Here is a 21,326-nt window from a genome sequence, read left to right on the forward strand (position 1 = left end):
CAAAAGAAGTTATTAACTCTTATTAAGATTAATACAAACAACTGAAATTCTAATTTGAAAATTAAATTTTTTAATCTTAATTTGCGATGAAATTAAACCAACTTAAAAATGACAATCGAAGATAAATTATTAGAAATTGCTGCTTATACCTTACCTGCTTTAATTACTGGTGGTGTAGCTTTTGTAATGATGCAAAAATTTTATAACAGCGAAGAAAGCAAACGTAAATTTGAATTACTAAGAGAAAATCAAAAACAAGCGTTACCTATTCGTTTGCAAGCGTATGAGCGAATGGTTTTGTTGTTAGAAAGAATTAATCCAACACAGTTATTACTTCGTGTAGCTCCAATTAGCAAAAGTAAAGATGATTATGCTACTTTATTATCGCACCATATTCAAACTGAATTTGAGCATAATTTAACGCAACAAATTTATTTAACAGCTGAAACATGGGATATCGTGCTAAAAGCAAAAAACAGTACAGTGCAAATGATTCGAAAAAATGCACTTCGAGAAGATGTTGTCGATGCAGACAAACTTAGAGAAGCCATTATGATTGAGCTAACAGAAACCGAAGCGCCAAGCAATATTGCCATTAGCTTTTTGAAAGAGGAATTGAAAAGAGTTTTTTAAATACAAATCCCGAGTTGAAGCTCGGGATTTTTTTATTTCTCATTTAAAAATTTCAAATACAATTCTTTCATGGTTTCATTCGAAGTTGATGCTACTTTTTCAACTATTGTTCTGTATTCGGGTTTTTTTAGTAATAGGCGAACGTTATCTCGACCAAATTTGGTAAACTGCCATTTGTGATACACCGTTGCTTTAAATAATAATTCAATTACTTTTTCATCATTTGGATTTAGTTGCAATAGCAATTCTAAAGCATTTTGTCTAACAGAACTTTCATAGTTTTCAGAAGCAAAATCCAACAATTGGTTATACGAAGTAGCTTTCACTTGTTCTTGCAGCTTTTCAGTATTCATTGCTAAAGCTAACCAAGTCAAGCGGAAACTTTTATCATTATTCCCGATAATTCCCTTCGTTTGTTCTAAATAATGTAAACGCTCTTCAGGAAAGTTCTTCCATAAATTGGTTAAAGCGATTTCTTTTGTTTGATACGAATTGTCATTCAACAACGTTTCATATTGCAATTTAAAAGCTTCTGGAATTATTGGAGTTGATTCTGCTACTGCTCTTCTTACTAAAATGTTATTTGTAGCTAAAGCGGTTTCTAAAATTACTTTTCTTTCATCAAAAGGAACATTACGTGTTTGATATACGATGTATTGTTTAATCGGATAATAAGCATCTGATTTTAAAATTTCTGTTAATTCAGATAGTGATTTTTTACTTTTCTTTAGTGCAAAATAGTCTTGAATGAATTTATTTTTCGATAAATATTTTTGAGCGATTTCCATTTCAAATCCAGGCTTTTCTAGCCAAACCTTTTTGAAATTCTCCACATCATAACCCGAAACCTGTTTTACAATTTTCAAGAAATCATCTGTATTAACGTTTTTGTATTGGTATTTCTTTAAGTACTTTTTAACTGCTTTTTGAAAATTATTTGCTCCAATGTCTTCTCGCATCACATGTAACGCCCAAGCCCCTTTTTTATAAAACGATAACGAACTAGCCTTTTCATTCATAACGGGAATTGTATCGGTTTTAGAAGCGCGTTTTAGCTGTTCGGCATAATCGTTTAATTCTTCGTAGAAATAATCATCTCCAAACAAATGACGCTCTGCTAATAAAGCATAATAAGTTGCAAAACCTTCTTGTAACCAATGATGTTTACCAGACTGTGCCGTAATCATATCACCAAACCATTGATGTGCCAACTCGTGTGCGTTGACATTTATATAATTTCTATCGTTAAAACCTATTTCATCTACTACAAAATCTTGTGCAAAAATCGTAGAAGTCGTATTCTCCATTCCCGCATATAAAAAGTCGCGAACTGGAACTTGACGGTAAATACCCCAAGGGTACTTCACTCCTATTTCTTGCTCCAAATAATCAAACATTTGTTTGGAATAGCGATACGTTGGTTCAAATTTAGAAACATCATTTTTATCCAAATACAATTCTAATGGCGTTCCTGATTTAGTTGTTGTAGTTTGCTTTGCAAAACTTCCAATTGCTAACATTGCTAGATAAGATGACATTGGTTTTTGCATTTGATAATTCCAAGTAATTAAATTCCCTTTCGAATTGTACTTATTTGAGATAAAAGCACCATTTGAAATCACTGGGAAATCATTTCTAAATTCAACAGAAATATTAAAAATTACTTTTTCATTTACATCATCAAAACTTGGTAACCAATGACTGGTATAACGTCCTTGTCCTTGTGTCCAAATTTGTAAATTTTCATCTTGACCCGTAAAATAAAGAGTTTGTTTCGGTTTTGCGGAATAGCTGAAAGTCAGTATGTTTTTTCCTTTTTTAAAACCTTTAAATAAATCTAATGTTTTTCCTGAATTTTTGAATTTAACTGATTTTCCATTAATCATTACTTCTGAAAATTCCATGCTTTTAGCATCAATCTTTATGGTATCAATTGCTTTTTTTACTTTAAACTCATAAGTAATACTTCCAGAAATTGATTTTTCAATATGGTTTGGAGAAACCAAAGCATCACACTTGATAAAATCAACTTTATCAGTTTGTTGAGCAAATGAAAAACTTACAATTAATAAGGAAAACAGAATACGAAACATCTTGATGGATTTTAATAATGTACGAATATAAACATTTTCAATTTCACTGATTTCTAAATTAACAAATTATAAACTATCTTCGTTTTTTGAAGAACAAAGAGAAAAGAATAAAGAAAAAAGACTCAATACTCAAATGAATCTACTCGAAACTCCCATAGAATATCTCAAAGGCGTTGGACCACAACGTGGCGATTTATTACGCAAGGAGTTGGGTATTCATAAATACGCAGATTTACTGAATTTATTCCCAAATCGTTATATTGATAGAACCCGTTATTACAAGATAAACGAACTCCAAAACAGCAATTCGGAAGTTCAAATCGTGGGTAAAATCATCAATATCAAAACCGTTGAACAAGGTAAAGGACGTTCGCGATTAGTCGCCACTTTTATTGACGATACAGGACAAATGGAACTCGTGTGGTTTCAAGGGCAAAAATGGATTCGTGAAAGTATCAAAATCAATATTCCGTATGTGATTTTTGGAAAAGTCACCCAATTTGGCGCAACTTACAACATGGCGCATCCCGAAATGGAATTATTAGAAGAACACAAAGCCAGTCTGCGTTCGGCAATGCAACCCGTTTATCCTAGTACGGAAAAGCTAGCTAATAAAGGCATTTCGAACAAAGTCATCAATAAAATGATGCAACAATTGTTTGTGGAAACGCAAGCTTTGTTTTCAGAAAATTTACCGAGTTATCTTTTAGACGAATTAAAGTTGATTCCAAAAAATGCCGCTTTATTCAATATTCATTTTCCAAAGAGTCAAGATTTATTGGCAAAAGCACAATTCCGATTGAAGTTTGAAGAGTTGTTTTTCATTCAATTGCAATTGATTACGAAGAACCTCATTCGCAAACATAAAATCAAAGGGATGCCGTTTGAACGTGTAGGCGAAAATTTTACCGATTTTTATAACAATCACTTGCCTTTCGATTTAACGAATGCACAAAAACGTGTGTTAAAAGAAATCCGTAACGATTTAGGAAGCAACGCACAAATGAACCGTTTGTTACAAGGTGATGTGGGTTCTGGAAAAACAATTGTAGCGTTAATGTGTATGCTTTTGGCTAAAGATAACGGCTTTCAAAGTTGTATGATGGCACCTACAGAAATTTTAGCTAACCAACATTTCAACGGAATTTCAGAATTAGCGAAAGAACTAAACATCACAATAAAAATTCTAACAGGTTCTACCAAAACTGCCGAACGAAAAATTATTCATGAAGCTTTAGAAAACGGAACTTTGGACATTTTAATTGGCACACATGCTTTATTAGAAGACAAAGTACAATTTCATAATTTGGGTTTAGCAATTATTGATGAGCAACATCGTTTTGGTGTGGAACAACGTTCAAAACTTTGGAAGAAAAATGATGTTCCACCTCACGTTTTAGTAATGACCGCTACTCCTATTCCTCGAACTTTAGCCATGAGTTTATATGGCGATTTGGATATTTCAGTCATTGATGAATTACCTCCTGGCAGAAAACCAATACAAACAGTACATCGATATGATTCAAACCGATTGAAAGTTTGGAAATTCTTAAAAGATGAAATTGCTAAAGGACGCCAAGTGTACATTGTATATCCGTTAATTCAGGAATCGGAGAAGATGGATTACAAGGATTTAATGGACGGTTACGAAAGTATTTCAAGAGATTTTCCTTTACCACACTATTCTATTTCCATCGTTCATGGAAAAATGAAACCTGCTGATAAAGATGAAGAAATGCGACGATTTTCGGAAGGAAAAACTAATATTATGGTCGCAACGACTGTGATTGAAGTTGGTGTAAATATACCAAATGCTTCCGTAATGGTTATTGAAAGTGCGGAGCGTTTTGGTTTATCACAATTACACCAATTAAGAGGACGAGTTGGTCGTGGTGCCGAACAAAGTTATTGCATCTTAATGACGAGTCACAAACTCAGTAACGATAGCAAAATCCGAATGGAAACGATGGTTCGTACGAATGATGGTTTTGAAATTTCGGAAGTCGATTTAAAATTACGTGGTCCTGGCGATATTATGGGTAAACAACAAAGTGGGGTTTTAAATCTTCAAATTGCGGATTTGGTCAAAGACAAAGACATTTTGCAATTAGCACGTCATCATGCTATCAAACTCTTAAAAGATGATGCTCCAATGGAAAAACCAGAACACGTTAAACTTCGTGAAGCTTTTATAGAAATCAGTAAAAAGAAAACTATTTGGAATTACATTAGTTAATTTGCCAAGTTGCTAATGAAAAAACAAACATTTGTAGCTACAACAATGTTAAATATATCGTAAGTTTAAGTAGTAATTATTAAGAAAACTTAACTTTGTAGCTATATCATTTAGTATCTCATCATAATATGAAAATAAAAACTATAAGCATCACGTTAATTACTTTAACTCTAGTTGGTTTAATTGGATATCGAATTACAAAAAATAGTGAAGAATCTGAAAAAGGTGGCGGAAAAGGAGACAAAAAACCGCCAATGTTGGTTGATGCTATAGTTGTTTCAGAAACTAATTTTGCGAATACTATTTCCCTATCAGGTTCTATTGAAGCCAATGAAAATGTGGAAATTAGAAGTGAAGTTTCTGGAATTGTAGAAAAAATTTATTTCGCAGAAGGAACAAACGTTAGCAAAGGTCAAGTTTTATTGAAAGTAAATGATATTGAATTACGTGCCCAACTTTCGCAAGCAATCACAAGACAGAGCTTAGCTTCAGAAAATGAAAGAAGAGCTAAACTACTTTTACAGAAAGAAGCTATTTCTCAAGAAGAATATGAGATTGCAAGTGCCGAATTCAGAAGTCTAAAAGCACAAACGCAATTGATTCAAGCACAAATTGCTAAAACAAGTATAAGAGCACCTTTTTCGGGAAAAATTGGATTGAGAAACATTTCTCCAGGAACGTATGTAACACCTACTACTCTAATCACCAAATTAGTAAGTTCAAATCAAGTTAAAATTAGTTTCTCAATTCCTGAAAAATATGCTTCGGAAGTGGAAAACAATACTCCTATTCAATTTACGATTCCAAATAATACACAAAAATTTACAGCAAAAATCTACGCCATCGAGCCTGAAATTGAAACATCTACTCGAACCTTAAAAATCAGAGCAATTGCAGAAAATCCAAATGGAAAATTATTAGCGGGAACATTCGCTACTATTGAACTTCCCTTGAAAAATATCAAAGGTGCTATTCAAATTCCTTCGGAAGCTGTTGTTCCTGTTCAAGATGGAAAAGTGGTTTACATTGCCAACAACGGAAAAGCAAAAGAAGTAAAAATTGAAACTATTGCTAGAACGGATAAAGACGTAATCGTTACACAAGGAGTAAAATCTGGAGATACGATTTTAACTTCTGGAGTTATGGCTCTAAAAGATGAAGCCGATATTAAAGTTAAAGTAAAACAAGAAAAACTTCCCACTTCTAACTTCTAACTTCCCATTTACAAATGAGTTTATCTACTTTAAGTATAAAAAGGCCAGTATTTACAATCGTAATCAATTTGTTGATTATACTTTTTGGTATTTTAGGATTCAGTTATTTGGGCGTTCGGGAATTCCCTTCGATTGATCCTGCCGTAATTAATGTTCGAACGAATTACACTGGTGCAAATGCTGAAATTATCGAATCACAAATAACCGAACCACTTGAAAAAGCTATTAACTCTATTGATGGTATTCGAAACATTACCTCTTCGAGTAATCAAGGTTCGAGTAATATTACAGTTGAATTCAAATTAGAGAAAAACCTTGAAGAAGCGGCTAATGATGTACGCGATAAAGTATCGCAAGCCGTTAGAAGTTTACCACAAGATATTGATGCACCACCAGTAGTTGCCAAATCGGATGCCGATTCTGATGCGATTATTTCTATGACGGTTCAAAGTCAATCCAGAAATGCTTTAGAATTGAGTGATTATGCCGAAAACGTAATTTCTGAAAGAATTCAAACGATTCCAGGAGTGAGTAGCGTGCAAATTTGGGGACAAAAACGTTATTCGATGCGTATTTGGATGGATCCAATAAAACTAAATGCTTACGGTATCACAGTTGCCGATGTTCGAAATGCTTTGGACAAACAAAATGTCGAATTGCCTTCAGGAAAATTGACAGGAGCGAATACCGAATTAATGGTAAAAACCCTTGGGAATTTATCTACGGAAAAGGAATTCAATGACATCATCATCGTTTCAGATGCGAATAAAACCGTTCGTTTGAGCGATATTGGTTATGCCGTTTTAGCTTCTGAAAATTTAGAAACTAAGTTCACAGAATCGGGAAATCCGATGGTGGCGGTGGCAATTATTCCGCAACCTGGAACTAATTATTTGGAAATTGCCGAACAATTTTATGCAGAAGTTGACAAATTAAAAAAAGATTTACCAAGTGATATCAAACTAGATATAGCTTTAGACAATACCATTTTTATTAAAAAATCAGTAGTTGAGGTAGCGGAAACCTTAGCCATTTCAGTTATTTTAGTAATCATCATTATCTTTTTATTCTTTAGAGATTGGTCTATCGCATTTAGACCATTAATTGATATTCCTGTTTCGTTGATTGCTACATTTTTTATTATGTATTTGTGTGGTTTCTCCATCAACGTATTAACGTTATTAGCCATCGTTTTAGCGACAGGATTAGTGGTGGATGACGGAATTGTAGTAACCGAAAACATCTTCAAAAAAGTAGAAGAAGGAATGTCGCCAATCGAAGCCGCAATCAAAGGTTCAAACGAAATTTTCTTTGCTGTAATTTCAATTTCGGTAACACTTGCTGCCGTTTTCTTACCTATTATTTTCTTAGAAGGTTTCGTGGGACGATTGTTCCGAGAATTCGGTGTCGTCATTGGTGCCGCCGTATTGATTTCCGCCTTTGTATCATTGACGTTAACACCAATGTTGAACGCGTATTTAATGAAAGGTGGCGAACAAAAGAAAACCAAATTCTATGAAGCTACAGAACCTTTCTTTGTAAGTTTAAATAAAGGATATGCAAATTCATTAACTAATTTCTTAAAAAGAAAATGGTTGAGTTTTCCAATTATCGGAGTTTGTATCGGATTAATTGTATTATTCTTTACTATTCTTCCAAAAGAAACAGCTCCATATGACGATAGAAGTTTAGGAATTGTCAGTGTAACAACACCAGAAGGTGCAACTTATGAATATACAGATCGTTTTATGGACGATTTATCCAAATTAATTAACGATTCCATTCCAGAGAAAAAAGTAGCACTAGTAATCACATCTCCTGGCTTTATGTCATCTTCTGTGAATGCTGGTAGAGTTCGTTTGGCTTTGGTTGATCCAAGTGAAAGAGAAAAATCGCAAAAGGAAATTGTAGATGATTTAACCAAATGGACTAAAAAATATCAGCAAGCCAAAGTAAATGTTTCCGAGCAACCAACAATTTCGGTAAACCGTCGTGGTGGATTACCAATTCAGTATATTATTCAAGCGCCAAACTTTGAAAAATTAAGAGAGAAGATTCCACAATTCATGGAAGAAGCGAGTAAAAATGAAACTTTCTCGAATGTAGATGTGAATTTGAAATTCAATAAACCTGAAATCAACGTAACGATTAATCGTGAAAAAGCGGAAAGCTTAGGAATTTCGGTTTTAGATGTGGCGCAAACTTTGCAATTATCTTTGAGTGGACAACGTTTTGGATATTTCATGCAAAACGGAAAACAATATCAAGTCATTGGACAATTTGATGAGAAAGACCGAGATGCTCCTTTGGATTTAACTTCGATGTTTGTAAAAAACAAAGCGGGTGAATTAATTCAATTAGACAACGTAGTTGAGGTAGAAGAACAAAGTAATCCACCGCAATTATTCCACAATAATCGCTACATGTCGGCAACGGTTTCAGCAGGTTTAGCACCGGGAAAAAGTATGATTGACGGTATCAACGCCATGGACGAAATCAAAGAAAAAGTATTAGACGATACTTTTACAACCGATTTAGGTGGTGAATCGCGTGACTTCGTAGAAAGTAGTTCGAATACTTCTTTCGCTTTTGGATTAGCTTTATTATTAATTTATTTGATTTTAGCTGCGCAATTTGAAAGTTTCATTGACCCATTTATCATTATTTTAACTGTCCCAATGGCTGTCGCTGGAGCATTATTTTCGCTTTGGTTATTTGGGCAAACATGGAATATTTTTAGTCAAATTGGAACCGTCATGCTGATTGGACTCGTTACCAAAAACGGAATTCTGATAGTCGAATTTGCCAACCAACTTCGAGAACAAGGAAAATCGAAATACGATGCGATTTTAGAAGCTTCGGAAGCACGTTTACGACCTATTTTAATGACCAGTTTAGCCATTGCCTTAGGAGCTTTACCAATTGCCTTATCGCTTGGAGCGGCTTCGGCAAGTAGAATGGGAATGGGAGTTGTAATTGTGGGTGGAACGATGTTTTCGTTAATCTTAACTTTATTTGTAATTCCAGCTATCTATTTAATGTGGTCAAAAGCAAAAAAACACCGACCAGAATTTGATAATTTAGACGCTTTAGAGAAATAATAGTATGCAAAATTTATATAAAATAATATTCCTTTTCATCATTGGATTTTCAGCGCAAGCACAAGAACTACTTTCGCTTGAAGATGCAGTTAAAATAGCTTTGGAAAACAATTACGATATTAAAATCGCGGAGAATAATTCCAAAATTGATGCTACCAATAACAATTTAGCCAATGCAGGAATGTTGCCTTCGTTAAATGCAAATTTTACTAATAACAATAGTCAACTTGATACTAAACAAACGCAAGGTGATGGAACAGTTCGTGAATTAGACGGAGCAAAAAATATGAACTTAACCTATGGTGTTGGTTTAGACTGGACGATTTTCGATGGTTTAAGTATGTTTGCTAGAAAAGAGCAATTAAACGTTTTAGAACAACAAGGAAAAGCCGAATTACAAACTGCTATTTTAACTCGAATTAGCGATGTTTATACAACCTATTTCGATTTGGTGCAACAACAACAAGTTTTAGCTTCGATCGATACAGCAATAGTAATTTCTAACCAACGCTTAACTACCGCTCAAAATCGTTTTAGTATTGGAAAAGCTTCGAAATTAGAAGTTTTGAATGCACAAGTAGATTTGAACAGCGATTTAAGTTTACAATTAAGACAAAAAGAACTCATCAAAATCAGTAAAATTAGATTAAACGAGTTATTAGTTCGTGATATTCAAACCGATTTTAAAGTCACTAACGAAGTTACATTCGAACAAAATTTAGATTTCAACGAGTTAAAATCGACAGCTGAAAAACAAAATCCGCAATTGCAAGCGCAAATTCTATCTAAAAAAGTAGCCGATTTGAATTTGAAACAAGTCAAAGGAAATCGTTATCCAACAGTGAGAGTTACTTCGGGTTACAATTTCACACGTTCGGAAGCTTCTTTAGGGTTTATCACGCAATCTTCTGGACAAGGTTTTGTGTATGGAGTTACAGCTACAGTACCCATTTTTAATGGCTTTCTTCAAAACAAAAACGAAAAAGTAGCGAAATACCAAGTGGAAAATGCAGGATTCCTTTTAGAACAACAAAAACTATCGCTAAGCTCACAATTATCGTCTTTGTATGCGAGTTATCAAACCAATTTAGAGTTGGTAAAAGTGGAAGAAAAAAACGTAGAAATCGCCAAACAAAACTTAGATATTACGTTAGCAAAATTCAAAATTGGAACTATCACAACTATAGAATTTAGAACGGCTCAACAAAACTTTGTAGAAGCAGCCGTACGCTATTCAAATGCACAATATGTAACCAAACTTTCGGAAATTAACTTAAAAGAATTAGCCGGTACTTTAAAATTGAATTAATATCTTATTTTTGTTTAGATCAATTGTAGAATTTCTGGAAAAGCCAATTAAATATCAATTGTTAATTATACATTATTAATTAAAAACATGGTTCAATACAACCCAAAAGACTGGATTACTTTTATCTTCCGTTTTCACGAATCGGATACGTTTCGCCAACTAATTCCGATGATGATTTTCATTGGATTTTATGCTGGAGGCATCGCGTATTTGGAATTAGAATATTGGAAACTTTCTGAAACTAGTCATGTGAAAAACCTTAATGTAATGCATACAACCGTAGGTTTTGTGTTGTCGTTATTATTGGCTTATCGAACCAATACGGCTTACGACCGTTGGTGGGAAGGTCGAAAATTATGGGGCGCTTTGGTTAACAATAGTAGAAATTTAGCGTTGAAACTTTCTGCTTATTTGTCAGATGAAAATGATAGAAATTTCTACAGAAAAGTAATTCCAGCTTATGCTTCAGTGCTTTCAAAACATTTATTGAATGAAGAAGTAAGTAAAGAGTTGTTTGAAGGCTTAGATTTAGAAATGGATCACCACAAACACCGTCCAAATCAAGTGGCAAAAATACTGTTTCAAAAAGCAAATGATTTGTATAAATCTGGGAAAATTACGGGTGACCAATTTTTTATCATTAATTCAGAATTGCAATCATTTACCGATATTTGTGGCGCTTGCGAACGTATTAAAAACACGCCTATTCCCTACTCATACAGTTCATTTATCAAAAAATTCATTTTCTTTTTTGTGATGACCTTGCCTTTCGGATTTGTATTTAGTTTGGGTTACTATGTAATTCCGGTTTTGATTTTCATCTTTTATGTTTTAGCGAGTTTAGAATTAATCGCCGAAGAAATTGAAGACCCATTTGGCAACGACGCCAACGATTTACCGATGACAAAAATAGCTTCGAATATTAAGAAACACGTGGAAGAGATTTTGTAAACGTTTGGAGGAAATTTGGTATATTTGATATATTTTAATTTAAAAAATCATCATAAAATGGAAATTAAAAATTATGATCATATTATTCCATCTGAAGATTTTGATATTGTCTATATTGAAAAAAAATATCATAATGAAGAAATTGTTAAGTCAGCAGTTTTACTTTTTGAAAACAATGAGGTTAAAATCAGAATAAAGTTTGACCTAACAAATAATAGCATAATTAATGAAAATAGTTTCTTATTTATTCAAGAAACCAATTTGCTATTTTATAGTGGAAATATTGAATGGAGTGCTTTTGACTTGAGTAATAAAAATATTATAAGAAATGAAATAGCAACTCAATTGCCATATATTGAAAGAAGAAATGATGTTATTCTAATTTTTGATGATTTGTACGTAGAATGTACGAATTTAAAAGGTGTAACAATTGATAAAGTTCCTGTTGACCCACCAACAGAATCTACAGATTATGATGACAGAATCGAATTTAACAGTTCTATTTTTGGGAAACAAATATTAAAACTAAAAATCCAACCATGAAAAACCTATTTAAAACCACACTCCTACTCTTCACAATAGCTTTATTCACAAGCTGTAAACAAGAAACCGTAGCTACTCAAAACGAGTATTTTGCACAATCATCAGATAGTATTCAAAATGGTGGTGTAAAAGTCATTCCAATTACAACTCCAAAAGGCACTTTTAATGTTTGGACGAAGCGTATTGGCAACAATCCAAAGATTAAAGTATTACTTTTAAATGGTGGTCCAGGCGCTACGCACGAATATTTTGAATGTTTTGAAAATTTCTTACCAGCAGAAGGTATCGAGTTCATTTATTACGACCAATTAGGTTGTGGAAATGCTGATAATCCAAACGATACTTCGATGTGGGATTTACCGAGATATGTGGAAGAAGTAGAACAAGTCCGTAAAGCTTTAAAATTAGACAATACTAATTTCTACTTGTTAGGCCATTCTTGGGGTGGTATTTTAGCTATGGAATACGCTGTGAAATATCAAAACAACATGAAAGGCTTAATCATTTCAAACATGATGGCAAGTTGCCCTGAGTATGGTAAATATGCCGATGAAGTCTTATCAAAACAATTAGCTCCTGAAGTTTTAAAGGAAATTCGTGATATTGAAGCTAGAAAAGACTTTTCAAATCCAAGATATATGGAATTGTTGATTCCGAATTTCTATGAAAAACACGTGTTACGTTTCCCTTCTAAAGATTGGCCAGAACCGGTAAATCGTTCGTTAGGAAAAACCAACCAATCGCTTTACGTAACCATGCAAGGTCCGAGTGAGTTTGGAATCGCTGGAAAATTAGAAAAATGGGACAGAAAAGCTGATTTGAAAAATGTAAATATTCCAACATTAGTAATCGGAGCGAAACACGATACCATGGATCCAAAACACATGGAAGAAATTTCGAAAATCTTACCAAAAGGTTCCTATTTATTCTGTCCAAAAGGAAGTCACATGGCATTTTACGACGATCAGAAAACGTATTTTTCTGGATTGATTTCGTTCTTGAAAAAGTAATTTTAAGCTTTCAAACTCTTAAACTTTAGCTTATATTTGCACTTTTAAAATTCGATACAAAATGCGTATATCTTACAATTGGTTAAAACAATTTATTAAAACCGATTTAAAATCTGAAGAAATTGCCGATATTCTTACCGACTTAGGTTTAGAAGTAGAAGGCGTTGACAAATACGAAAGTTTAAAAGGAGGTTTACAAGGCGTTGTGATTGGTCATGTATTAACATGCGAAAAACATCCAGATGCTGATAAACTAAAAATCACAACGGTTGATTTAGGTGATGGAAACGCACCTGTTCAAATTGTTTGTGGTGCTCCAAATGTAGCGGCGGGGCAAAAAGTTCCTGTGGCGACTATTGGAACGAAATTATTTGACAAAGAAGGAAACGCATTCGAAATTAAAAAAGGAAAAATCCGCGGACAAGAAAGTCACGGAATGATTTGCGCTGAAGACGAATTAGGTCTTGGAGAAAGTCATGACGGAATTATGATTTTGAATGAAGATTTAAAACCTGGAACGCCTGCTTCAAAGGTATTCGAAATCGAAACAGATGAAGTATTCGAAATTGGATTAACACCTAACCGTGCTGATGCTATGTCGCACATGGGAGTTGCTCGTGATTTACGTGCTGGATTATTACAAAAAGGTACTTCTTCGGAATTAATGACTCCTTCGGTAAGTAAATTTAAAGTGGAAAAACGTACTTTAAAAATCGATGTTAAAGTTGAAAACGAAAAATTAGCGCCAAGATATTGTGGTGTTACTATTTCAGGAATTACCGTTAAACCATCTCCAACTTGGTTACAAAATCGTTTAAAAGCAATTGGATTAACTCCAAAAAATAATATTGTTGACGTTACAAATTACGTTTTACACGAATTAGGTCAACCTTTACACGCTTTCGATGCCGCTCAAATAAAAGGAAATAAAGTAGTAGTAAAAACAGTTCCAGCTGGAACTAAATTTGTTACTCTTGATGATATCGAACGTACACTTCACGAAGAAGATTTAATGATTTGTGATGAAAGTGGTCCAATGTGTATTGCAGGTGTTTTCGGAGGGAAAACTTCGGGAGTTAGCGAAAAAACTCAGGCAATTTTCTTAGAAAGTGCTTATTTCAATCCGGTTTCGGTTAGAAAAACAGCTAAAAGACATACGTTAAGTACTGATGCTTCTTTCCGTTTTGAAAGAGGAATTGATCCAAATATTACAGAATACGCTTTAAAACGTGCAGCTTTGTTGATTCAAGAAGTGGCAGGTGGTGAAATTACTTCTGATATTATTGATATTTATCCTAAAAAGATTGAAGATTTCAGTGTGTTTATTCATTTCAATAAAGTGAATAAAATCATTGGTGAAGAAATTAAGCCAGAAACGATTAAAAAGATTTTAGCTTCTTTAGACATCAAAGTTAATAGTATCACCGAATCTGGTTTAGGGTTGATTATTCCATCTTACCGAGTTGATGTTACTAGAGAAATTGATGTTATTGAAGAAATTTTACGTGTTTACGGATACAACAACATCAAAATTCCTTCTAAAGTGAATGCTACAACTGCTAATTCATCAAGAACGGAAGAATATAAAGTACAAAATATCATTGCGAACCAATTGTGTTCATTAGGTTTCAACGAAATGATGGCAAATTCATTAACTACGCCAGATTACGTGAAACTTTCGGAAAACTTAAAAGAAGAGTTCAATGTAATGATGTTAAATCCATTGAGTAGCGATTTATCTGCAATGCGTCAATCGTTATTGTTTTCTGGATTAGAAGCAGTTTCTTTCAACATCAATAGAAGAAGAAGTGATTTAAAATTCTTCGAATTTGGAAAAAGTTACCACAAGACAGCTAACGGTCATGACGAAAACAAACACTTAACGTTATTAGTAACTGGAAACAGACAAAACGAAAGTTGGACTAACCCACAATCAAAATCCGATTTCTTCTTGTTTAAAGGTTATATCAATACGATTTTAAGTCGTTTAGGATTAGACAAAAAAGTAACTTCATTACCGTTTGAAAATGATGTTTTCGCGGAAGGCTTAGCGTTAGCAGTTGGAAAAGAAGTAATTGTAGAATTTGGAACGGTTAAAAAATCGATTTTAAAATCTTTTGACATCAAACAAGAAGTGTTATATGCTGATTTTGCTTGGGATAAAATTCAGAAATACGTTTCTACGAAAATTAAATTCACAGATATTCCAAAATATCCTGAAGTTCGTAGAGATTTAGCTTTGTTGTTAGATGAAAACGTACCATTCGAACAAATCTATAACATTGCCAAACAAACCGAAAAAGGCTTGCTAAAAGACGTAAATTTATTCGACGTTTACACAGGAAACAATTTACCAGAAGGTAAAAAATCATACGCAGTAAGTTTCATTTTACAAGACGATTCTAAAACGTTAACTGATACTCAAATTGATAAAATCATGAGTAAGTTACAAGGTAATTTCGAAAGTCAGTTAGGCGCGAGCTTGAGATAATTTAAAACCTGTTAAGGTTTAATCATAAAAAACTCCCGATTCAAATGAATCGGGAGTTTTTATTTTTACATATCTTAGAAAACTATTCTTTCACAAACTTCGCATTAGCACTACCCTTTTCGGTATTTATTTTTACGAAATATGTTCCTGAAGCTAAGTTAGTAACATTAACTGCATTTACAGCATTGGTTACCGCCATAACAATTTGTCCTAATTGATTGTAAATTTCAATGGAATTAACCGCTAAATCTTGTTTCGTTTGAATATTCAAAACGTCTTTTGATGGGTTTGGATATAAAGTAAAATAAGTTCCAAAATCAAAATCTTGAGTACTTAAAGCAGCAACAGTTGTTGTATACGTATTAGTTGTAATTGGAAAATTATAATCAAAATAAATGTTGGCGTTATTGGTAAAAGTATCTCCCAAAACCAAACTTGGTTTCGTTTTAATTTTAAACACTACATAACCATCATTGGTAGCATCATTAAAATCTAAATTGATGTTTTCAAAAATAAATTCCACTTTGTTTCCATTAATTCTTGTGTAAAAATCATGACTACTTTTTAATGGAACCAAAGTTTCAATATCAAACTTAGCTAAATCAATCATGTCTTTTACCACGATATTTTCTGCAGGGAAGGTTCCTGTGTTTTCAAAACGAATGACATAATGTACGTAGTTACCAACTTCACTAGGTGTAATTGTTGTTCCTTCTAAACACGTTTTATCGTTTGGATCGTATGAACCAACTACGATTTGGTCTAACGTAAATGTGTTATCAGTTGGCGTTTCATCAGTATTTGCAGTGGTAATTGTTGCCGTATAATTCAAAATATCTCCATTATTAACTGCTGGTGTTTCCATTGGGGAATTTACATTGAAAACAATTCCAATCTCTCTGGTTTCGAAAGGTTGTAAATTACTATAATTCCAAGTAAAACTATTCGTAACAGAACTATTATAAACAGGATTAGACGAAACAAAATCTAATCTTGCATCATCAAAAGTTAAACTTACTGTACCATTTTCAACTTGATTTCCTTTGTTACGATAAACCAGTTTATAATCAGCATCAAAACCTGGACGAGCTGTAGTAATTGGTAATAAAACAATTTCAATATCCGATTTTACACCATTAGCTGTTACACAAAAATCTTGAGTAAATGGACTCGCTTGTGTTGGAAAATCTACTGTAAAACTAGTTGGAGAAACGTTGAAATAAGAAGGGTTTTCAAGGTTTGGGGTAATTGTGTGATTACCTGCTTGAACTGGAATGTAATAGTTTCCTGAATTATCAGAAATCAATGAACCATTATTAGTTCCATCTGTAATTGAGAAATGTAAGTTGGAATAATTGATGTCTAGACCATCACAACCATTGTTGTTTGAATCGAATTTTATATTTCCATTAACTGTAAAATATTCACCACCAGGAACAAAAGTACAATAATCATTAACTACAACCAATTCACTACCTTCAATATTTGAAACTATATTTTCAACATAACTTAATTCCGACTCGTCAACGCAAATAAATCTTAATGTAGGATATCCAGAATAACCCTGTAGCATCCCATTTTGTATAGTCTGATTTCTACCATTCTTCATATTAAGACTAACTAATTGGTTATTATTACAAGTTAATGTATTTAAGTTGGTAAGCATTGATATGTCTAAGTTAGTAATACTGTTTTGATAGCAATTAAGTGAAAGTAAGCTGCTTAAGTTAGAAAGATCAAGTTCAGTTAGATTATTATACCATATGCTGAGAGTTTTTAATGTTGGTAAATCATAAAGTGTAACAATATCTATTCCAGAATAAATAACATTAATAACTTCTAAATATTGTAATCCATGAATATCCAATTCATATAAATTCGCATCAGAACAACTAAAATAGGTTAAATTTGGAAATTCATTAATACCAACTAATGAATAAATTCCTGCACCATTATATTGATTTAAGTAAATATAACTTACTTGTTCTGCTTCTGAAACTTGGATAATTCCATCAGAATTTGAATCTATTTTAAAATATGATCCCGACAAGTTTTTTGCTATTGTATTACTTGGACTTGCTGCTAATAATCTCGTTTTAAAATTAGCATCGGGTATATTAACAATCTGCGCATTACCCAAAACACCTATACTAAAAAAGAATAAAAAGTAAAGTTTTTTCATTTGTAAGAAATTAAAGAAGTAAAAATAAGATAAATGTTTAAATATCAAAGTGTAATTTAAATTAAATCTTCGTTTAAAACCTGACAGGTTTCGGAAACCTGTCAGGTTTGCTCTACTAAATAAACTTGGAGCGTTCTCTTTACAGAAACCTGTCCGATTTTTCATTAAAATAAAATTAAAATTCACTATTTTAGCGCCATGATAAAAGTCGTTTTAATCGGTTCAGGAAATGTGGCACAACACTTAATTCAGGTGTTGTTGCAGGCTAAAAATGTGGATTTGGTGCAAGCGTTTGCTCGTAATCCAATTCATTTATCGCATTTATTACCAATAACCAAAATTACAGCTGATTATCAAGAAATTACGGAAGCCGATTTATACATTGTTTCAGTTTCAGATAATGCTATTGATGAAGTTTCAGCGCAGTTGCCTTTCGAAAATCGTTTGGTAGTGCATACTTCAGGTTCGTCGCAACTTTCGATTTTGAATGATAAGAATCGAAAAGGTGTTTTTTATCCGCTTCAAACCTTTACTAAAGGCAAAGAAATCGACTTCACTCCTATTCCTATTTGTTTAGAAGCTGAAAATGAAACCGATTACCAACTTTTAGAAAAATTAGGCAATTGCATTTCACAAAAAGTAGTCCGAATTAATTCCGAACAACGAAAAAGCTTACACGTAGCTGCTGTTTTTGTTTGTAATTTTGTGAATCATTTGTACCAAATTGGAAATGAAATTTGCGAGGAAAATAACGTGCCATTTGAAGTATTACATCCTTTAATTCAGGAAACGGCTCATAAAATAATGGAACTTTCACCGAAAGAAGCACAAACGGGTCCGGCTTTACGAAACGATACCAAAACCATTGAAAAACATTTAGATTTCTTAGAAAATCCTGAATATAAAAACCTATATCAATTACTTACACAATCGATACAACATGTCAAAAAGTTATAAAGAACTAATGAACGAAATCACCACTTTCATCTTCGACGTAGATGGAGTGCTAACCGATGGAACTATTCATGTAACCCCAACAGGCGAAATGCTTCGTAATATGAACATTAGAGATGGTTATGCCATGAAAGCCGCTGTTGAAAATGGTTACACCGTTTGTATTATTTCAGGCGGAAGTAATGAAGGTGTTCGCGTTCGTTTAAGAAATTTAGGAATTACCGATATTCATCTTGGTGTTTCTGATAAAGTAGAAACGTTCAAAGAATTCACCGATATTTACAATATCAAACCAGAAAACGTGTTATATATGGGTGACGATATTCCAGATTATCATGTTATGAAATTAGTAGGATTACCAACGTGTCCACAAAATGCAGTTCCAGAAATAAAAGGATTATCTAAATATATTTCGCATGTAGAAGGAGGAAAAGGTGCTGTTCGTGATGTCATAGAACAAGTTATGAAAGTACAAGGCAAATGGATGGAACATTTTGATGCCCGTTACGATTAATAATAGTAAGAGAAAATTCAATTTCAAAAGACAAACTTTAAACTTGAAATAATAAACACTAAAATGAAATACTTAAAACTAATTCGATTCCAAAATTTACTAATGCTAGCCTTCATGCAATTGGTTTTCCGTTATTTATTCTTAGGACAATCGTATGTTGATTTAGCCTTGACGGATTTTAATTACATATTATTGGTGATTGCAACAGTGTGCATTGCAGCTGGTGGTTATGTTATTAACAATATTATGGATCAAGATACCGACGAAATTGCAAAACCTCAAAACCGCGTAGTTGGTGTTTCTATTTCGGAAACGGTGGCGTATAATTGGTACATTGGATTAACTATTGTTGGTGTTGGAATTGGATTTTATTTATCGAATGTGATTTACAAACCTACATTTGCTTCAATGTTTATTTTAGTAGCTACATTGCTTTATATGTATGCTACAAGTTTTAAACAAATTCCAGTTCTTGGAAATGTAGTTGTGGCGTTGATGCTTTCAACCAGTATCATCATCATTGGATTATTTGACATTTTGCCTGCAATTGATGTGGATAACCGATTTAGAATGAAAGAAGCTTTCGATATTTTAATGCATTATGCCATTTTTGCTTTTATCATCAATTTAATTCGTGAAATTGTAAAAGATTTAGAAGATATGGATGGCGATTATCAATCGGGAATTAATACGTTGCCTATTGCTATCGGAGTTCAAAAAACGAAGATAATTGTTGGAGTTTTAACTGTACTTTCTATTGGGATTTTAGCCTATTATGTGAATTCAAACTTATTTGAATTGGATTATGTGGTATATTATGCAATGGTTCTAATCGTTGGACCACTTATTTATTTTGGAGTAAAACTAATGAATGCTGCAAATAAGAAAGAATTTCATCACTTGAGTTTAGTTTTGAAAATCATATTGTTTTTCGGAATTTTATCAGTTGCTGTTATCGTTTTCAATTTAAAATTAGCCAATGCTTAAAGAAAAACTAAATAAAATCAACATCATTCTAGCTTCGGGTTCGCCAAGAAGACAGCAGTTTTTTAAGGAAATGGATTTGCATTACACCATTCGCCTAAAAGAAATTGAAGAAATCTATCCAGAACATTTACAAGCGGAAGAAATCACTAATTTCTTAGCCGAATTAAAAGCTAGCGCTTTTGAAAATGAATTGGAAGAAAACGATGTTTTAGTCACTAGTGATACTATCGTTTGGTTAAATGGAAAAGCATTAGGCAAACCAAAAGATTATGATGACGCATTTAAAATGTTACAACAATTGGCTAATCAAACGCATGAAGTAATCACTTCTGTATGTTTGAAATCGATTGTTAAAACTGATGTTTTTCATTGTGTTACCAAAGTTACTTTTGCCAATTTATCAGATGAAGCAATTAGATATTATCTAGATAATTACCAACCTTTTGATAAAGCTGGAAGTTACGGAATTCAAGATTGGATTGGATTAATTGGAATTTCAAAAATCGAAGGTTCTTATACCAATGTTGTAGGTTTACCGACAGAAATGTTATTTCAAAAATTAATGAATTATGTTTGAATTAATAAATAACCCTTATTTAGATCAAGAAATAGCAACAATTGTAGTGTTATTACTTTATTTTATATTAAGAGTTAGCTCAAAAAAACTAGTTCGAAAATACGCCACACTAAACGAAGTCTTAGAACATCGTAGTAATCTAGTTATCAAGTATATTTACTTATTATTAGGCATTTTAGCGTTTATTTCTATTGTAATTATTTGGGGTGTAAAAAAAGATCAAATATTTCTATTTATTTCGTCTGTTTTTGCCGTTGCAGGAGTTGCTTCGTTTGCGCAATGGTCAATTTTGAGTAATATTACTGCTGGAATTATTTTATTTTTCTCATATCCATTTAAAATTGGAGACCGAATTAAAATTCATGACAAAGATTTTCCAATTGAAGGTGAAATTGACGACATCAAAGCTTTTTACATAATTTTAAAGTCTTCAGATGGTGAATTGATTACCTATCCAAATAATTTACTCATGCAAAAAGGGGTTTCTGTATTAAAGGATACTCCTGAAGAAAAAGAATTTTTTGATTAATT

At 32.8% G+C, this 21,326-nt stretch carries 16 protein-coding genes; 14 read left to right on the plus strand and 2 right to left on the minus strand.

From position 1 onward, the window contains the following. The first annotated feature begins 108 nt into the window (after positions 1-108). A complete protein-coding gene (locus OJ995_RS09465) occupies positions 109-633 on the plus strand; it encodes a DUF7935 family protein (protein WP_264369191.1) in 525 nt (174 codons plus the stop codon). A gap of 32 nt (positions 634-665) precedes the next feature. Here the strand turns inward: OJ995_RS09465 and OJ995_RS09470 are convergent, their stop codons facing one another. After that, the gene (locus OJ995_RS09470; protein WP_264369192.1) at positions 666-2,726 is read right to left on the minus strand and encodes a M1 family metallopeptidase; all 2,061 of its coding nucleotides are present in this window, start codon (positions 2,724-2,726) and stop codon (positions 666-668) included. Positions 2,727-2,859: 133 nt separating this feature from the next. Here OJ995_RS09470 and recG point away from each other — a divergent pair, with 133 nt between their 5' ends. From recG to pheT, 8 genes are all read left to right on the plus strand, one after another. Further along, on the plus strand, positions 2,860-4,962 hold the full coding sequence (recG, locus tag OJ995_RS09475; protein WP_432419329.1) for an ATP-dependent DNA helicase RecG: 2,103 nt from the start codon (positions 2,860-2,862) through the stop codon (positions 4,960-4,962). Positions 4,963-5,090: 128 nt separating this feature from the next. Continuing rightward, positions 5,091-6,176: an efflux RND transporter periplasmic adaptor subunit gene (locus tag OJ995_RS09480; protein WP_264369193.1), complete on the plus strand. Its 1,086-nt coding sequence runs from the start codon at positions 5,091-5,093 to the stop codon at positions 6,174-6,176. Between the two features lie 14 nt (positions 6,177-6,190). Further along, entirely contained in the window at positions 6,191-9,277 is a 3,087-nt protein-coding gene (locus tag OJ995_RS09485) for an efflux RND transporter permease subunit (RefSeq protein ID WP_264369194.1), read from the plus strand. 4 nt (positions 9,278-9,281) lie between these two features. Further along, complete coding sequence (locus OJ995_RS09490; RefSeq protein WP_264369195.1) at positions 9,282-10,586, plus strand: TolC family protein; 1,305 nt, start codon at positions 9,282-9,284, stop codon at positions 10,584-10,586. 87 nt (positions 10,587-10,673) lie between these two features. Continuing rightward, on the plus strand, positions 10,674-11,537 hold the full coding sequence (locus OJ995_RS09495) for a bestrophin family protein (RefSeq protein WP_264369197.1): 864 nt from the start codon (positions 10,674-10,676) through the stop codon (positions 11,535-11,537). 57 nt (positions 11,538-11,594) lie between these two features. Next, positions 11,595-12,080 (plus strand): hypothetical protein, encoded by a 486-nt coding sequence (locus tag OJ995_RS09500; RefSeq protein ID WP_264369198.1) that lies wholly within the window; start codon positions 11,595-11,597, stop codon positions 12,078-12,080. Next, positions 12,077-13,090, plus strand: coding sequence for a proline iminopeptidase-family hydrolase (locus tag OJ995_RS09505; RefSeq protein WP_264369199.1), 1,014 nt, complete (start codon positions 12,077-12,079; stop codon positions 13,088-13,090). The genes OJ995_RS09500 and OJ995_RS09505 overlap by 4 nt, the downstream gene beginning before the upstream one ends. A gap of 61 nt (positions 13,091-13,151) precedes the next feature. After that, a complete protein-coding gene (gene pheT / locus OJ995_RS09510; RefSeq protein WP_264369200.1) occupies positions 13,152-15,581 on the plus strand; it encodes a phenylalanine--tRNA ligase subunit beta in 2,430 nt (809 codons plus the stop codon). A gap of 82 nt (positions 15,582-15,663) precedes the next feature. On the opposite strand, the gene OJ995_RS09515 is transcribed toward pheT, so the two are convergent. Continuing rightward, complete coding sequence (locus OJ995_RS09515) at positions 15,664-17,763, minus strand: T9SS type A sorting domain-containing protein (RefSeq protein WP_264369201.1); 2,100 nt, start codon at positions 17,761-17,763, stop codon at positions 15,664-15,666. Between the two features lie 198 nt (positions 17,764-17,961). On the opposite strand from OJ995_RS09515, the gene OJ995_RS09520 reads away from it, so the two are divergent. The 5 genes from OJ995_RS09520 (at position 17,962) to OJ995_RS09540 (ending at position 21,324) form a co-directional block, all read left to right on the plus strand. Further along, the gene (locus OJ995_RS09520) at positions 17,962-18,720 is read left to right on the plus strand and encodes a Rossmann-like and DUF2520 domain-containing protein (RefSeq protein WP_264369202.1); all 759 of its coding nucleotides are present in this window, start codon (positions 17,962-17,964) and stop codon (positions 18,718-18,720) included. Beyond that, the gene (locus OJ995_RS09525) at positions 18,704-19,231 is read left to right on the plus strand and encodes a KdsC family phosphatase (RefSeq protein WP_264369203.1); all 528 of its coding nucleotides are present in this window, start codon (positions 18,704-18,706) and stop codon (positions 19,229-19,231) included. Before OJ995_RS09520 ends, OJ995_RS09525 begins: the two co-directional genes overlap by 17 nt. 63 nt (positions 19,232-19,294) lie before the next feature. Further along, entirely contained in the window at positions 19,295-20,218 is a 924-nt protein-coding gene (locus OJ995_RS09530; protein ID WP_264369204.1) for a geranylgeranylglycerol-phosphate geranylgeranyltransferase, read from the plus strand. Continuing rightward, on the plus strand, positions 20,211-20,795 hold the full coding sequence (locus tag OJ995_RS09535; protein ID WP_264369205.1) for a Maf-like protein: 585 nt from the start codon (positions 20,211-20,213) through the stop codon (positions 20,793-20,795). The genes OJ995_RS09530 and OJ995_RS09535 overlap by 8 nt, the downstream gene beginning before the upstream one ends. Continuing rightward, positions 20,788-21,324, plus strand: coding sequence for a mechanosensitive ion channel domain-containing protein (locus OJ995_RS09540; RefSeq protein WP_264369206.1), 537 nt, complete (start codon positions 20,788-20,790; stop codon positions 21,322-21,324). Before OJ995_RS09535 ends, OJ995_RS09540 begins: the two co-directional genes overlap by 8 nt. The last annotated feature ends 2 nt before the right edge of the window (positions 21,325-21,326 follow it).

It is taken from the genome of Flavobacterium lacisediminis, from assembly GCF_025909975.1.
GTDB classification, from domain to species: domain Bacteria; phylum Bacteroidota; class Bacteroidia; order Flavobacteriales; family Flavobacteriaceae; genus Flavobacterium; species Flavobacterium lacisediminis.

Bases quoted from the DNA above. Each gene is read 5' to 3' on its own strand.
- OJ995_RS09465 (WP_264369191.1), top strand. From the start codon at position 109: ATGACAATCGAAGATAAATTATTAGAAATTGCTGCTTATACCTTACCT.
- OJ995_RS09485 (WP_264369194.1), top strand. From the start codon at position 6,191: ATGAGTTTATCTACTTTAAGTATAAAAAGGCCAGTATTTACAATCGTA.
- OJ995_RS09495 (WP_264369197.1), top strand. From the start codon at position 10,674: ATGGTTCAATACAACCCAAAAGACTGGATTACTTTTATCTTCCGTTTT.
- OJ995_RS09540 (WP_264369206.1), top strand. From the start codon at position 20,788: ATGTTTGAATTAATAAATAACCCTTATTTAGATCAAGAAATAGCAACA.
- OJ995_RS09480 (WP_264369193.1), top strand. From the start codon at position 5,091: ATGAAAATAAAAACTATAAGCATCACGTTAATTACTTTAACTCTAGTT.
- OJ995_RS09525 (WP_264369203.1), top strand. From the start codon at position 18,704: ATGTCAAAAAGTTATAAAGAACTAATGAACGAAATCACCACTTTCATC.
- OJ995_RS09535 (WP_264369205.1), top strand. From the start codon at position 20,211: ATGCTTAAAGAAAAACTAAATAAAATCAACATCATTCTAGCTTCGGGT.
- OJ995_RS09520 (WP_264369202.1), top strand. From the start codon at position 17,962: ATGATAAAAGTCGTTTTAATCGGTTCAGGAAATGTGGCACAACACTTA.
- recG (WP_432419329.1), top strand. From the start codon at position 2,860: ATGAATCTACTCGAAACTCCCATAGAATATCTCAAAGGCGTTGGACCA.
- OJ995_RS09515 (WP_264369201.1), bottom strand. From the start codon at position 17,763: ATGAAAAAACTTTACTTTTTATTCTTTTTTAGTATAGGTGTTTTGGGT.
- OJ995_RS09530 (WP_264369204.1), top strand. From the start codon at position 19,295: ATGAAATACTTAAAACTAATTCGATTCCAAAATTTACTAATGCTAGCC.
- OJ995_RS09490 (WP_264369195.1), top strand. From the start codon at position 9,282: ATGCAAAATTTATATAAAATAATATTCCTTTTCATCATTGGATTTTCA.
- OJ995_RS09470 (WP_264369192.1), bottom strand. From the start codon at position 2,726: ATGTTTCGTATTCTGTTTTCCTTATTAATTGTAAGTTTTTCATTTGCT.
- pheT (WP_264369200.1), top strand. From the start codon at position 13,152: ATGCGTATATCTTACAATTGGTTAAAACAATTTATTAAAACCGATTTA.
- OJ995_RS09500 (WP_264369198.1), top strand. From the start codon at position 11,595: ATGGAAATTAAAAATTATGATCATATTATTCCATCTGAAGATTTTGAT.
- OJ995_RS09505 (WP_264369199.1), top strand. From the start codon at position 12,077: ATGAAAAACCTATTTAAAACCACACTCCTACTCTTCACAATAGCTTTA.